Below are 14,547 nucleotides of genomic sequence, written 5' to 3' on the forward strand. Positions count from 1 at the left end.
TCAGTGACTACTGTTAGATCAAAAAGCCCCTATTGTTAGGGGCTTTCTGACTAAGTCGCTACTGTTCGCAAAAGTGGCCTTCTTTTGGTGATTGGGTAATCGCATATTCGCCATCAAGGTTGCGATAAACAATCGTGTTCCAAACAGAGCCATCATCCAATTCAAACTCAATAGCATAGTTGACGCCGCTAACGATTTGCGCGTGAACATTCAGTATTCGTTTAAACGACGCTATTGTGTCCATTTTCTTTAAAACAAAGGCCATTGCCTTTTGTGCATCAGGGGTCGCGTTAAACTCATTCCACCCACCTGGCATGTTTCCTTGTGCATTACATACATCTGCCGAGGTCGTTAATTGTGTCGTTTCGCTCGGCTTTTCCTGCTGACAACCTGCAAGTAACGCCAAAAGTGCACAAACTGACACTGTTTTTAATTTCATAACAATAACCTCTGTCTATAACGCAACGTATTATAGGAGGGTGATATGCCTACGAATGTCTATGTTGTGCAAAGTTTCTATATGCATAGGGTTAAATGCTGACAAAATGTACAAGCATGGTCAGCTTGTAAGTCAAAAATAGAGCAATCTTGTTATCGATTTGCTGAGATGACGAGGTTTCGGTGTTCAGCGCGCTATTGATGATGAAGAATTGTGATGTGTACCTATTAGGGCGATGGTGCGGCTTAGTGATCGATTTGTTATCTTCTAGAGTAAAATCAATCACTAATTAAAATTTAGGTGTTGTATGAAATCGATAAAAATATTTTTACTTTTGTCACTTGCAACTTTATTTGGTTGTACCTCGAAGCCGGATGGGGTGGAACCCGTCAATAATTTCGATTTAGAGCCATATCTAGGTAAGTGGTACGAAATTGCACGCCTAGACCATTCATTTGAGCGAGGCTTATCCAACGTTACCGCTGAGTATCAGGTTCGCGAGGATGGTGGGGTTAAGGTGATAAACCGTGGATATTCCGAAGAAGAGCGACAGTGGTCAGAAGCTGAAGGCAAAGCTTATTTTGTTGAAGATAAAACGGTTGGACACTTAAAGGTTTCCTTTTTTGGGCCAATATACTCTTCTTACATTGTTTTTGAGCTAGGTGAAAACTATAACTATGCGTTTGTTTCCGGTTACAACCACGACTATTTGTGGCTATTGTCTAGAACGCCTAACGTTGATGAGAAAGTAGTGGAGCGCTTTAAGTACGTAGCTAAAGAGAAAGGTTTCGCTATCGACGAGCTCATTTTTGTTGAACAAGAGAAACAAAGACAGCTTTAAGTTCATTAGCGTGGCTGAAAAAGCGGACAGAGGGGAAGCTTCCTAATTAAGAGCTCAGTTTGTCATTTCGCTTAACAGTAATTTGTTACCGCGTAACTTAATGTGGTCAAAATGGATATAGCCCCATCATTTGTGATTACTCGTGATGGGGCTTATATAAATTTGAGTGAGCGTCGAAAGGTTGATCTATCAACAAACGGTTATGGTTTACTTAATCAAACGAACGATCAGGGAACCTGGTGCTCGAATAGATTCAACATTGTGGCTAAGTACTGTGCCGCTTGTTGGGGCGGTGTAGCGTTTAATCTCAGCGCCAAAGCTGTCGTATTGAATCGCAAGAAGTTGGCCTTGCTCGACAAAATTCATCAAACTGACATGAGGCAGTACAAAGCCGCCGTGTGTCGCTTTCACACTGACGATTTCGTTTCCTTCCAAGCATGACGTAATAGGGTCCATATCACCTTCAACAATGTTATGCTTTTTCAGCACATTAAAAATGCCTGTTACAGTTCGACTGATAAGTTCTTGCTCGGTGTATCGCCCCATACCTACTTCAACAGTAATACTTGGGACACCATGGTTATTCCAAACCGTTTCAAGGACGCCAGCATCTCCAGGAGCATTTAAAATCGCATCAGGATTAATGAGGCGAGCCATTTCTAATGATTGCTCGATTCGGAAATCTGCAAACACGTAAAGTGGATAGGCCGCACCACTGGTTTGAGTGTGAAGGTCAATGGCTAAATCTGCATTTGGCTTGAGCAAATCATTCCACAATGCATATAAGTAACGTTGGGCCTCATTGCCGTTTTGGTCACCAGGAAAAAAGCGGTTTAAGTTTGCAGGAGACGCGTCAGGGTCTGCGGAATAGAAATCGCGGCTGTGGTTTAGCATACCTGGCATGTTAATGGTTGGAACAATAGTGACAGTACCAGCGACTTCAGTCCCGATGAGCTCTCGAGCAGTTTTCTGCGCTGCTAACACACCATTGTACTCATCACCATGAACCCCTGCGGTAATCATGATCTTCTTGCCAGGTTTTTCACCTTTGAACACTAGCACAGGTAGGTGTTGCCACTGAGAGAGAGCATTCGTTGCGATGCGAAACCAAAACTTATGCTCGCCCGAATTTAGGTCTGCTACATTGAGAGATTGAATCACTTGATGACCCTGAATCATGTCATCGAGAAATTGTGTTGCCATTAAAGTTACCACTCCAAAACCATAAGCTAATCTAAAACCTTAGCGTCGTCATACGATGAATATTAATAAGGCGAGAACATGTCTCGCCTTAATTACCAATTGGTTTCGTTTTACGCAAAACCCATAATATGAGCTGCGATAACGACGATACTTGATAGGGTAAAGAGTAATAGAATAAATCGCCAGCAGAATTTTGCCCAGTCACCCCAGTCGATACGGCAGACACCAAGCGTTGCCATGAGAGATGCCGAAGTAGGGACGATAACGTTAGTAAAGCCATCGCCAAGTTGGAATGACAAAACTGCCACTTGGCGCGTAACTCCTGCAATGTCTGCCAGAGGGGCCAGTAGAGGCATCGTTAGTGCCGCTTGTCCAGAGCCCGAAGTGACGAAGAAGTTGAAGATAGATTGGAATACATACATTAACCATGCCGCAGCCACGTCAGGAAGCCCGCTAATCACGCCGCCAGCACTGTTTAGAATTGAATTCAGTACACTCGCTTCATCAGTTGTACCACCACCAAGGATCAACAATACACCTTTTGCACAACCCACTAATAGGGCAGGTGCAAGCATAATAGCTGCACCTTCTTTAAATGCATCAGCTGCGCAGTTTAGCGTCATACCGTTTAGGCGGAAAATCGTACCGATGATCGCGACAACAAAGCCCATAGTGAAAAATTGAGAAGCGATTTCTGGGATGTACCATGCGTTAGCGACTACGCCCCAAACGACCCACACCGTGGTCGCAATAACCGTAAGGATAACGAGTGTGTCACCTAGGTACCAACGAGAATCTTGATTGCCAAGCTCTTGCTGACGGAAATACTGGTCTGTGCGATGGCTGTAAGAAAGTGTAGGATTTGACTTCACACGAGCGGCGTAGATCATTGTGAAAGCGATACCGATTAACGTAAAGCCAGCCCATAACCCCATGCGTGCTGTCATGCCGGATAAAACAGGTACACCCGCAATGCCTTGCGCAATAGCGACGGAAAAAGGGTTCATCCAAGAAGTAGCGAAGCCAATTTGAGTCGCAACATAGGTAACCATCACCGTAGTGATACCATCATAACCAAGGCGAACCATAAGCGGCGCGATAATAATCGCAAATGCTACGGCTTCTTCACCCATACCAAATACCGCACCGCCTAGCGAGAACAGCAAAAATAGCACTGGAATGAATAGTGCTTCGTTACCTTTGGTCTTATCGATAAGGCGCAGGATACCGTTATCGATTGTGCCTGTGCGCATTACAACGCCGAAAGCACCGCCTATAACCAACATGAACATAATCACGCCGATTGCGCTGCCCCATTTAGAGCCAGAAACTAGCCCTTCGAAAGGGAAGTTCATCAAACCAATGCCACCACCAGAAGCAAACAGGCCAACTTTGTTGTAAACCAATTCACCGTTTTCGTCGGTTGCATAAGAGAAAGAAGAAGGATCGATAACTGTGCGAGTTTTTTCTGCACCGTCGACCATGTAGGTCACCTGTTGGCTATCAAAATGACCAGCAGGAATTAAGTAGGTAAGAATCGCAGCAAGAATACCAACAATGAAGATCAAAATGAGGGTATCTGGCATCTGCCACGACTTAGGGGTAGCAACCGAGTCTGCTGGTTGCGCATGTGTGTGAGACATAACTTACTTCACGTCAAATTCAATAAAGCATGAAATATCGATAAAATAGAATAAAAAGTCAATATTAATGCTTATGTTGAACTATAAATTCATCAAATATTTGAAGTGAAGTTAATTTGATTGTTTTGTGGTCAAATGTTGGGTTAATGTTTCAATATGCGTTGAGTTTGGATGATTCACGAGCTTTCATAGTACATCTACAGGTGATCTAATCACTTGATTTCTGTCTGTTCTGCATAAAAAGCAGCGACATCACGAAGGTCTTCATCATTTAACATTTTTAACTGTGCTGCCATCATTTCTGCAAGTGGCCCTTTACGCTCACCGGCTTGATAAGATTTCATTGCATTGTAAAGGTACTGAGCATTTTGACCAGCAAGGCTTGGATAGGTGTTGTTCGTTGCGATGCCTGTAACACCGTGACAATAGACACAGCTAGGTGATTTGATTTTACCTTTATCAGCATCACCAAACGGTTCGGCATAGATAGCGGAAGAGAAAATAAACGAGATTAGAAGTACAAATCTGAGCATGGAGGTTATCTATTCGCTAAAAATCATGCCGATACAATAAAGCTTCCCCTTAGGGGAAGCTCAATGATCAAAATCAAATTAAAGTAGAGATTTTATACTTGATAAGAAAGTGTCGATGTCTTTCGCTGAAATATCTTTATGAGTTACAAAACGAATTGGATTTCCAGGGGTTATCGTGATGTTTTGTTCCTTTAGTTTCGCAGCGATACTTACTATGTCCACTTGAGGATCAAGCTTCGCGAACACGATGTTCGTTTGAACAAATTCAGGGTTGACTGAAAAACCAGGCAGTTCTGCTAAGCCTTCCGCTAAGGTTTTTGCGTTGATGTGATCTTGTTTTAGCTGTTCCACTTGTTCGGTAAGGGCAAGTTTGCCTGCTGCGGCAAGAACACCCGCTTGACGCATACCACCGCCGACCATCTTTCTTAAGCGACGTGCTTTTGCGATGTAGTCTTTGCTACCAAGTAGTAGCGAGCCAACAGGGGCAGCCAGACCTTTCGACAGACAGATCGTCATTGAATCAAAGTACTGACCGATCTCTTTTACCGGAACATCAAGTGCAACGGCTGCGTTAAAAACGCGAGCGCCATCTAGATGCATCTGCAAGTTATGTTTATTCACGAAGTCACGTGCTTCTGCTAAGTAAGACAGAGGTAGTACTTTACCATTAATTGTGTTTTCTAAGCTGAGAAGCTTAGTGCGAGCAAAGTGACAATCATCTGGTTTAATCGCCGCAGCCAGTTTATCAAATGGTAGCGTGCCATCTGGGTTATTTTCGACTGGTTGAGGTTGAATTGATCCCAAAACCGCCGCGCCACCAGCTTCGTATTTGTAGTTATGTGCTTGTTGCCCACATAGATATTCATCTCCCCGCTCGCAATGCGCCATTAAACCGAGCAGATTGGCTTGAGTGCCTGAAGTGGTAAACAAAGCTGCTTCGAAACCAGCAAGCTGCGCAGCAAATTTTTCAAGCTCATTGACCGTAGGGTCATCACCATAAACATCATCCCCAACGGGGGCCTTAAACATGGCTTCTCGCATGGCTTGGGTGGGCTGTGTAACGGTATCTGATCGAAAATCCATGAATGTCTCCTTGGTCAAAGTCCTAAATATATCCGCAAAGGCGCGCTTTGCTTAAGCAAGCGATCGTTTTGGCATCGGTGATCGTGCCATCGACTATCTTTTCTTCGAGTTGCTTGATTGACAAGGTGACGACCTCAATCACTTCGTCTTCATCGCACTCGTAACGGTTTGTTTTGTTGAGCTTTTCGGCAACAAATAGATACTGTATCTCATCACAAAATCCGGCAAGAGGGGTGACTTGGCCGAGAGACGTGAATTTCTCTGCACTAAACCCAGTTTCTTCCTCTAACTCTCTTTTGGCGCAGCAGAGTGGCTCTTCGTTGCCTTCTCTGGTACCAGCAGGAAGTTCCAATAGCCATTTATTAAGTGAAGGCCGAAATTGGTGGACAAGGACAATGTGACCCTCCGCTGTAATAGGGAGAATCACCGCAGCACCCGGATGATGGATTGTGGTGTGCGTAATTGCCTGTCCTGTAGGAAGCACAACGTCTTCTTCAATCAGAGAAATTTGCTTCCATTTATGAATTATCTTGCTCATGCAGTTATAAACCCTAGCTGTTACCGCATTTTTGACGTTTTTCGACATTAACCACAAATGGTGGGAAACAAAAGCAAAAAATACTGCAACACGACGAAAGCGTTTGCACTTTAAGTGAGCAATGTCTCATAAATGGAAACTTTGATTGCTTCGTCAAGAAGGGGAAAAGCATCTGCTATAAGGGGAATTCGACAAAATACATTTGTAACAAAGTTATAACAAGTGTATAAAAATGTTAACGCAATACCACTTCAGCAGCCGGAGAACGTATGACACAAACCTTATTTACCTCAAATGCCGAAAATGCGCTTCTCTCAGAACGCATCAATAAATTGGCGAAAGCGTTAACGGATGGCGTTTATGAGCGTGAACATACGATCAAGCTCTGCCTTCTTGCTGCACTTGCTGGTGAAAGTGTTTTTCTTTTAGGTCCCCCTGGTATTGCAAAAAGCTTAATTGCCAAACGACTCATCCAAGCGTTCGATAACAGCAGTTACTTCGAATACCTGATGACGCGCTTCTCAACCCCTGAAGAGGTGTTTGGGCCACTGAGTATCCAAGAGCTAAAAGACAACGGCCGTTATGTTCGCTTAACTAAAGGGTATTTGCCAACTGCACAAGTCGTATTTTTGGATGAAATCTGGAAGGCGGGCCCTGCAATTCTTAATACATTGCTGACAGTGGTTAATGAGAAAACATTCAAAAATGGCAGCGATATCGAGCGTGTGCCAATGCGCTTGTTGGTATCGGCTTCCAATGAATTACCCGATGAAGATAGTGGATTGGATGCGCTCTACGACCGCATGTTGGTGCGTGTGTTTGTGAATCGAATTCAGAATAAACAAAACTTTAAGTCGATGTTGACTGTGGGCACATCGCAAGAGGCACAAGTACCAGAAGGCCTAGCGATAACTGATGAAGAATATCATCAATGGCAACAACAGCTCGACAAATTGACGTTAACCGACAATGCATTCGAAAAGCTTTTCCAGCTTAAAACGATGTTAGAAAGCAAAGTTGAAGCTCAGTTTGGTGATGTGGCCAATACCGATATGTATGTCTCTGACCGCCGCTGGAAGAAAGCCGTGAAGTTGTTAAAAGCGAGCGCGTTTTTTAATGGTCGCGATGAAATAAATCCGCTTGACCTTTTACTGCTGCAAGATTGTTTATGGAACAGTCCTGAATCGCGAGATGTGGTACGTGAAGTGGTTCAAGAGTTCGCCTTAAAACATGCATTTGATCAACAAGACGCGGAGCAGGAAATCGAGTACTGCCGTGAGTCTTTGGTTGATGTCCAACATGAACTAGAAGATGCCTACCGCATGACGTTAACGTCTGAAGCGGCCACGGGTATTTTGCGTAAAGAAACCATGCGCTTTGATACCTCTAAAGCCAAGATGTACAAAGTTGGCGCAGCCGTTAACTTAGTTAAATTGGTTGTCTTGCAAAGCAACATGTCGGTTTCAGAATCAGAAAAAGGTGATAGCCGCTGGGTTTATGTACCCAAAGATGAGTTAGATCGAGTCATTAAAGAGGGAAGCGGTAATGTGTATGGTTACGTCAATCAAAACACCAACATGTGCCGTTTACGATTTGATGTTGACGCGGCGAATAACCTAGTTATCCGTGATATCGCGAACCGAGGCATTTTGGTTAGCCTAGTGACTCAAGAGGGCTTGGATGTAGAGCTTTACCAAAAGTGGTTAACGCAGAGCGAAAAAGCCGTAAATCAGCTTAGTGAGGCAGAACACCATATGCGCAAGGTGAAAGCGAACTTTCATGATGCGCTTCCGCATAGCTTTGTTGATCCTGAACTACCCCGCCTTATGGAGTCGAGTCTGCAACAGGTCAGTCAGAGACTTGAATCAATCCAAGCAGAAAGTGAAAAAGTTATCCAACGCTTTAAAAACTTACATCAGTTTTTCTCATAAGGAGACGACATGCTAGGTGCAGACGGACTTAACCTCGCGCTGATGGTGGCCGACTCCGGCATCATCGATAGCGCAGTTAATGATTTGATGGCTCGTTCACAAGTCATGATGATGGCAGAAAACCGAGGTGTTAAATCTTCGGTCAAAGGTCACTTGTTAAAGTGGCGAGGCAGCGTCAAAAAACGGATCACCAAGGTATGTGAGACAGAGCGTTTCCAACAAGAGCTGTCTTTATATCAAGAGGTTATTCATTGGGATGAAGAGGCGTTTTTTGAAAACATCGAAGATGTGATTAAAAAGCTGGAATGGCACTCTGCGTTTTACATGCAAGCTCGCCGAATGATGGAAAAGAACAAAGGGATGAATAACCCTATGTTCCCACATTACTTTTGTGATCAATGGTACCAAAGCCTCACCGATGCAATAAAACAAGCGCAAGTAAGCGAGCTTGAAGCCAATAAAGAAAAGGTGCTGAAAGACCTGTATCAACGTATGGAAACCATGCGTAATATGGATAAAGTCACGGAGTCGGGTGATGCTGAAAGTGTAGGGCGCCTGTGGGATATGGCATCTGCCAAGTTGAGTAAAACAGACTTAACGGTGATGAAACGCCATGCTGAGTTTCTGAAGAAGCACCAAGGCTTGCAAGAAATTGCGGAGCAACTCGGTCGTATGGCGGGGCAAGTAAATGATCCTGAACTAAATCGTGCGCCCACTGAAGAACTTCAATTGGTCGAAGAGAAAAGTGATGAGGCGACGGATGATATTGTTGGTATTCACGAAAGCGATGATCTAAATAAGCTACTTCCCAACGAAACGATGTTTTTGGCGTATCCTGAACTTGAAGTTGTGTTCTATAAACACTTAGTCGATAAACGGCTCATGAACTATCGTACACAAGGCAAATCGCGCACGTTACGTAAAGTTAAAGCTCACCGACCTGACCATAAAGCGGTAGATATCGAAAAAGGCCCCTTCATTGTTTGTGTGGACGCGTCCGGTTCCATGAGTGGCTTTCCTGAGCAATGCGCCAAAGCCATGGCTTATGCTCTGATGCAAATCGCACTAGCGGAGCAACGTGATTGCTATGTCATTATTTTTTCTACGGAACACATTACCTACGAACTAACCAAACAAGATGGTCTGCGCGAGGCGGCGGACTTTCTAACTTATAGCTTCCATGGTGGTACAGACTTAGAGCCAACTTTGATTAAATCTATCGACTTGATGAGCGGTGATAAATATAAAAACGCAGACATGGTAGTCATTTCCGACTTTATCGCGCCAAAACAACAAGACGAGTTACTGGCCAAAGTGGATGCGCTCAAAGCGAAGAAAAACCGTTTTCACGCGATTAGCTTATCGAAATACGGAAATCCTGCATTAATGTCGATGTTTGATCACACTTGGTCTTATCACCCTAATGTTGTGGGAAGATTGCTAAAAAGGGTCAGCAACTATTAAACGCCTTAATGTTTCATGGGACAAAACGAACTGAAAGCGAGATTTATATTGCTTCGTTTTAAGCCAATAAGATCGAACTTTGGTCGAATTGACTTAAAAGAAATCAAACGAACAGAAAATGAAATATTTTTGTTTGACTATCTTCTCTCAATCCGTAAAGTAGCCACCAACGCAACGGGGTAGAGCCCTGAAGCGTAATAAAAAGGCGCCTTGGCAGAGTGGCTATGCAGCGGATTGCAAATCCGTGGACCTCGGTTCGACTCCGGGAGGCGCCTCCATTATTCTTTTGAGAGCGAATGGCTTTCGAGAATAAATGCGACACTAGCTCAGTTGGTAGAGCGCAACCTTGCCAAGGTTGAGGTCACGAGTTCGAACCTCGTGTGTCGCTCCAAATTATTCAGATATGGCCATGGCGGTATCTCGATGCCAAGTGCATCAACTTAAAACCAGCGAAAGCTGGTTTTTTTGTATCTGAAGACTGATAAATTCATACCATCTCTTTTTCATTACCTGTGAGCTTAGCAACCCCATCTCTGTCACGAGTTTCTGATATTAAGTGTGACCTGATGTTTCGCACCTCAGCCAATTTCAGTTTACAATACGGGCTTCCAAAGGATTTGACGAAGACGCATGAGAAATACCGACGATTACATCATTTTCTATCACTTGATCGAGCAAGGTTCATTCAGTGCTGCTGCGAGACATATGTCACTGACTAAATCGGTCGTCAGTAAACGCATTGCCAAGCTTGAACAAGAGCTTGGTGTACAGCTTCTCTACCGAACAACGCGAACGCTAACGTTGACTGAAGCAGGACGAGCGTTTTTTACTCATGCAAAAGCGGTTTATCAAGCGGTGGCAACGGCGGAAGAATCCATTGTGGGTTTAGGTAAAAACTTATCTGGAAACATTAAAATTTCGGTGCCTACTATCTCTGGTGAATTAATTCTTCCTCAAGTGATTAATGAATTTAATCAGAAATACCCAGACATCAATATCGATATGGATCTAGATAATCGTTTCGTCGATATCGTGAATGAACGTTTTGATTTGGCAATTAGAACGGGTGTGTTGCCAGATTCTAGTCTGATTGCAAGAAAGCTGGTGGATGCGAATTGGATCATTTGCGCGTCACCCCAATACCTAGCTAAACATGGCATACCTAAACAACCTCAAGCCTTGGCTAAACACAATTGTTTAGTCTATTCCTACCAAGAAACCGGAGCGCATGAGTGGGCGTTTAAAGATGGAGACGAGGTATATCAAATCACCGTCGACGGTAACCTCTGTACCAACAATTCTTCTGTATTGAGAAATGTGGCGCTGTTAGGGCAGGGAATCATCTATGTGCCGCGTGTCTTGGTTTATGAAGACTTAAAGCAAGGCAGTCTGATTCAGTTATTTAAAGACGAAACCGCCAAATGTTTGGGTATTTATGCGGTGTATCCCTACACTCGTCAGCAACCAGAAAAAATTAAGATCTTTATCGATCATCTATACACAAGCTTTCAAAGTCAAAACCATCGATTTTAAGCCAATAACTCAACACCGATCGTTATGTTGGTGTTGAGCTTATGTTTCCATCTTCATTTCTAAGAATCCTCTTAAATTTAGGAGCTTACGCTTCTCCTCGTTTTCTTCACTAATATTGATAACAAGATACCCCGCACAACTGTTAACAAATGGTTTTGCTATTGTTTCTTTTAAGAAACGGTCTGTTTCTTACGTTAAATTTCTCAAATGTGAAAGATAAGTGACAGAAAAATAAAGAATTATTTTGTTTGTTGTTTATTGATTACGTATTGCTCGTCCGTCTGACATAGACGCAGAGAAATGGACTGCTTATAGTGGCTCAAACGCCATGCCTGCCGCTAAGCGGTGTTGTGAGCGAAGTACAATAACTAGAGATACGGATATGAAACAAAAGCAGCTGATTGAAGAATTTAAAACCATCGTTGGGGAAGAAAATGTTCTAACCGACGAGGTTAAAACGAAATATTACCGCTCGGGGTTTCGTTCGGGTAGTGGTAATGCGCTTGCTATCGTGTTTCCTAACACTCTTCTAGAACAATGGAAGATTATTAAACAGTGTGTTGAAGCAAACTGCATCATTATCATGCAGGCGGCTAAAACAGGTTTAACAGAGGGCTCGGCTCCGAGTGGTAATGATTATGATCGCGATGTGGTTGTGATCAATATTACCAAAATCAAGAAGATTCACTTATTAGATGGCGGTAAGCAGGCGGTTTGCTTGCCTGGTGCGAGCTTACACTCTTTGGAGAAAGAGCTGAAGGCAGTGAATCGAGCACCGCATTCTATCATCGGTTCTTCATCCCTAGGTGCCACTGTGGTTGGTGGTATCGCCAATAACTCAGGCGGTGCGCTAGTTAAGCGTGGTCCTGCTTATACGGAACTGGCGATCTATGCGCAGGTGGATAAGCAAGGCCAGTTACATTTGGTGAACCACCTTGGTATTGAAGGATTAGGTAAAACGCCAGAAGAAATTCTAACAAACCTGCAAGAAGGGAACTTTGACCCAGCGAAGATCATTCATGATGAGCGAATGGCGTCAGACAAAGAATACGATGAACGTGTTCGAGACGTGACTTCTGACATTCCTTCTCGCTTTAATGCCGATGAACGCCGATTATTTGAAGCCAGTGGCTGCGCTGGTAAGTTGGGGGTTTTTGCCGTTCGGGTTGACAGCTACCCAGTACCCGAAAAAGAGCAGGTTTTTTACCTTGGCACCAATGACCCTGCGAAACTAACGAAGTTGCGAAAAGACTTCTTATCTACGTTTGATAACTTGCCTGAGATGGGAGAATACTTGCATCGAGATATCTTCAACATGGCAGAGAAGTACGGCAAGGATGTGTTCTTATCCATCGACTTGTTAGGCACAGATAAGCTGCCAAAAATGTTCGCACTTAAAGCTAAGGTAGAAAACTTCTTAGAGCGCATCCCGTTTGTCAGTAAATATCTGCCAGACACCATTTTGTACTACGCGAGCAAGTTGTTCCCACAACATTTACCAGAGCGAATGCTGGATTTCCGTGACAAGTATGAGCATCACCTGGTATTGAAAATGAGTGATGGTGGTATTGCTGAAGCACAAAAATACCTCAAAGAAGTTTGGGCTGTTGAAGACGACTGTGATTTCTTCGAGTGTACGCCGGAAGAAGGTAAAAAAGCTTATTTACATCGCTTTGCAGCCGCTGGTGCAGCAATTCGGTACGAGACGATTCATCGAAAAGACGTAGAAGACATCGTTGCACTTGATATTGCATTGCGACGTAATGATGAAGAGTGGCTAGAAACTTTGCCTGAAGAGGTGAGTAAGAACCTTGTTCAAGCGCTCTATTATGGTCACTTTATGTGTTACGTCTTCCATCAAGATTACATTTTCAAAAAAGGGACTGACACGAAGTTGATGAAAAAGCTGATGCTAGAGCACCTCAATAGCCGTGGTGCCAAATACCCAGCAGAACATAACGTGGGTCACTTGTATGAAGCCGAAAACTCGTTGCAGAAGTTTTACCACGAATTAGACCCAACCAATACCTTTAACCCTGGTATTGGTAAAATGGACAAATATAAGCGCAATTGTAACTGCTGTACGTAATGTGCTGTCTCACCATGATTAATAATCGTTGTTCATCGTTAAAATGATGGGCATAAGATAAGCCCTGATGACACTCGTGACATCAGGGTTTTGTATTTTGGGTCTTTTATTGATGACTGGTATCGGCGTTGAAACAGCGACTAAAGAGCACGTACTGCAGCGGCGGCGATGATGCCTGCTGCGATTGCGGGTAGAGGCTTTTTCACGATGAACATGACAACGGCAGTAGAAAACAGTGCTGCTCTAGCACCGTTATCACCCTCTACTGCTAGCGGAGCTAAAAGGGCAACCAATACGGAGCCTGACATCGCAGTAATGAAACGTTGAACCCGTTCGCTAATTGGAATGAATGACATAACATACACTCCGCCCCAGCGGGTTATGAGCGTGACTAACGCCATAGCGATAATGATAAGCAGTGTGCCACCTAAGGTTGTTTCGATGTTCATGCTTTCTTCTCCTTCCAACAAGCACCCAAGACTCCGCCAGTAATGGCGCCAACCACTACGTGGCTATTCTCTGGCAAATACCAATACGCCAACATAGAAGAGGCTGCTGCTATGGCCCAAATTGCAAAGATTCTTAAGTCTTTCGGCCCAGCCACCACCATAGACAGCAGGAAGCATCCCATAACCATATCGAGCCCTAGGCCCACCGGATCTTTGATTGCGCTACCAAAATAAATGCCGATCCAGGTGCCCACAATCCAAAAAGACCACATCGCTAAGCCGCCACCAACAAGCAAGCCAAAGCCTGGTTCTTTTCTACCAAATGCATTGAGTGCCATTGCCCAGTTAGCGTCTGATGCTACCAGCATTACACCGTAACGTTTTGTTGGTGGGAGTTGTCGTAACCATGGATAAAGTGTGGCTCCCATCAAGAGGTGACGAGCATTAATCGCAAATACAGTAATAAGTACTGGAATGAAAGGGACTTCCGCTCCCCACATTTCTAACGTGGCAAATTGTGAAGCACCGGCGAAGACCAGTGTGCTCATCAACATAGTGGGAAATACATCTAGTCCAGTCTGTACCGCAGCAACACCGAAAGCGAGGCCAAATATGACCACGAACATAGAGAGGGGTAAAAGTTGGGTGAAGCCGTTCCAGACGTCAAGCCGATTAAATTCGTGCAACTCAGTGGAGGAGCGTTGAAGATGTTGAGTATTTTCTGTCATAGAGATACCTAGCTAGCAGGCAAAGGGGCAGTGCCATACGAGTGTGTTTGTTATTCTTTTGTAAACTTCATGT

13 protein-coding genes and 2 tRNA genes are annotated in these 14,547 nt (G+C 44.0%); 7 read left to right on the forward strand and 8 right to left on the reverse strand.

Features of this window, described 5'->3' with window-relative positions; all coding sequences use genetic code 11:
- Positions 1 to 58 precede the first annotated feature (58 nt).
- Complete coding sequence (locus H9L11_RS20615) at positions 59 to 439, reverse strand: cystatin domain-containing protein (RefSeq protein WP_205391153.1); 381 nt, start codon at positions 437 to 439, stop codon at positions 59 to 61.
- Positions 440 to 746: 307 nt separating this feature from the next.
- Between H9L11_RS20615 and H9L11_RS20620 the strand changes: the two genes are divergently transcribed.
- A complete protein-coding gene (locus tag H9L11_RS20620; RefSeq protein WP_005375974.1) occupies positions 747 to 1,280 on the forward strand; it encodes a lipocalin family protein in 534 nt (177 codons plus the stop codon).
- A gap of 207 nt (positions 1,281 to 1,487) precedes the next feature.
- On the opposite strand, the gene H9L11_RS20625 is transcribed toward H9L11_RS20620, so the two are convergent.
- The 5 genes from H9L11_RS20625 to H9L11_RS20645 form a co-directional block, all read right to left on the reverse strand.
- A complete protein-coding gene (locus H9L11_RS20625) occupies positions 1,488 to 2,483 on the reverse strand; it encodes a succinylglutamate desuccinylase/aspartoacylase family protein (RefSeq protein ID WP_205391154.1) in 996 nt (331 codons plus the stop codon).
- Positions 2,484 to 2,593: 110 nt separating this feature from the next.
- Entirely contained in the window at positions 2,594 to 4,126 is a 1,533-nt protein-coding gene (yfcC, locus tag H9L11_RS20630) for a putative basic amino acid antiporter YfcC (protein ID WP_205391155.1), read from the reverse strand.
- Between the two features lie 212 nt (positions 4,127 to 4,338).
- Positions 4,339 to 4,659, reverse strand: a complete 321-nt coding sequence (locus tag H9L11_RS20635) for a cytochrome c (protein WP_149192240.1) — start codon at positions 4,657 to 4,659, stop codon at positions 4,339 to 4,341.
- A gap of 78 nt (positions 4,660 to 4,737) precedes the next feature.
- Entirely contained in the window at positions 4,738 to 5,742 is a 1,005-nt protein-coding gene (gene ltaE / locus H9L11_RS20640) for a low-specificity L-threonine aldolase (RefSeq protein WP_205391156.1), read from the reverse strand.
- A 22-nt stretch (positions 5,743 to 5,764) separates the two neighbouring features.
- On the reverse strand, positions 5,765 to 6,280 hold the full coding sequence (locus H9L11_RS20645) for an NUDIX hydrolase (protein WP_005375979.1): 516 nt from the start codon (positions 6,278 to 6,280) through the stop codon (positions 5,765 to 5,767).
- Between the two features lie 269 nt (positions 6,281 to 6,549).
- On the opposite strand from H9L11_RS20645, the gene H9L11_RS20650 reads away from it, so the two are divergent.
- The 6 genes from H9L11_RS20650 (at position 6,550) to dld (ending at position 13,297) form a co-directional block, all read left to right on the forward strand.
- The gene (locus H9L11_RS20650) at positions 6,550 to 8,211 is read left to right on the forward strand and encodes an ATPase RavA domain-containing protein (protein WP_205391157.1); all 1,662 of its coding nucleotides are present in this window, start codon (positions 6,550 to 6,552) and stop codon (positions 8,209 to 8,211) included.
- A 9-nt stretch (positions 8,212 to 8,220) separates the two neighbouring features.
- Entirely contained in the window at positions 8,221 to 9,675 is a 1,455-nt protein-coding gene (gene viaA, locus H9L11_RS20655) for an ATPase RavA stimulator ViaA (RefSeq protein WP_017820201.1), read from the forward strand.
- 204 nt (positions 9,676 to 9,879) lie between these two features.
- Positions 9,880 to 9,953 (forward strand) — tRNA-Cys (locus tag H9L11_RS20660).
- Between the two features lie 37 nt (positions 9,954 to 9,990).
- Positions 9,991 to 10,066, forward strand: a tRNA-Gly gene (locus tag H9L11_RS20665).
- Between the two features lie 239 nt (positions 10,067 to 10,305).
- Entirely contained in the window at positions 10,306 to 11,208 is a 903-nt protein-coding gene (locus H9L11_RS20670) for a LysR family transcriptional regulator (protein WP_017633645.1), read from the forward strand.
- Positions 11,209 to 11,590: 382 nt separating this feature from the next.
- Complete coding sequence (gene dld, locus H9L11_RS20675; protein WP_205391158.1) at positions 11,591 to 13,297, forward strand: D-lactate dehydrogenase; 1,707 nt, start codon at positions 11,591 to 11,593, stop codon at positions 13,295 to 13,297.
- Between the two features lie 140 nt (positions 13,298 to 13,437).
- Here dld and H9L11_RS20680 read toward each other — a convergent pair whose 3' ends face one another.
- Both H9L11_RS20680 and H9L11_RS20685 read right to left on the reverse strand, forming a co-directional pair.
- Positions 13,438 to 13,746, reverse strand: coding sequence for an AzlD domain-containing protein (locus H9L11_RS20680; protein ID WP_017820198.1), 309 nt, complete (start codon positions 13,744 to 13,746; stop codon positions 13,438 to 13,440).
- Complete coding sequence (locus tag H9L11_RS20685) at positions 13,743 to 14,474, reverse strand: AzlC family ABC transporter permease (protein ID WP_005375986.1); 732 nt, start codon at positions 14,472 to 14,474, stop codon at positions 13,743 to 13,745. The genes H9L11_RS20680 and H9L11_RS20685 overlap by 4 nt, the downstream gene beginning before the upstream one ends.
- Positions 14,475 to 14,547: the final 73 nt, after the last annotated feature.

The sequence above is a fragment of the Vibrio sp. sp1 genome (assembly GCF_016920955.1).
Taxonomy (GTDB): domain Bacteria; phylum Pseudomonadota; class Gammaproteobacteria; order Enterobacterales; family Vibrionaceae; genus Vibrio; species Vibrio alginolyticus.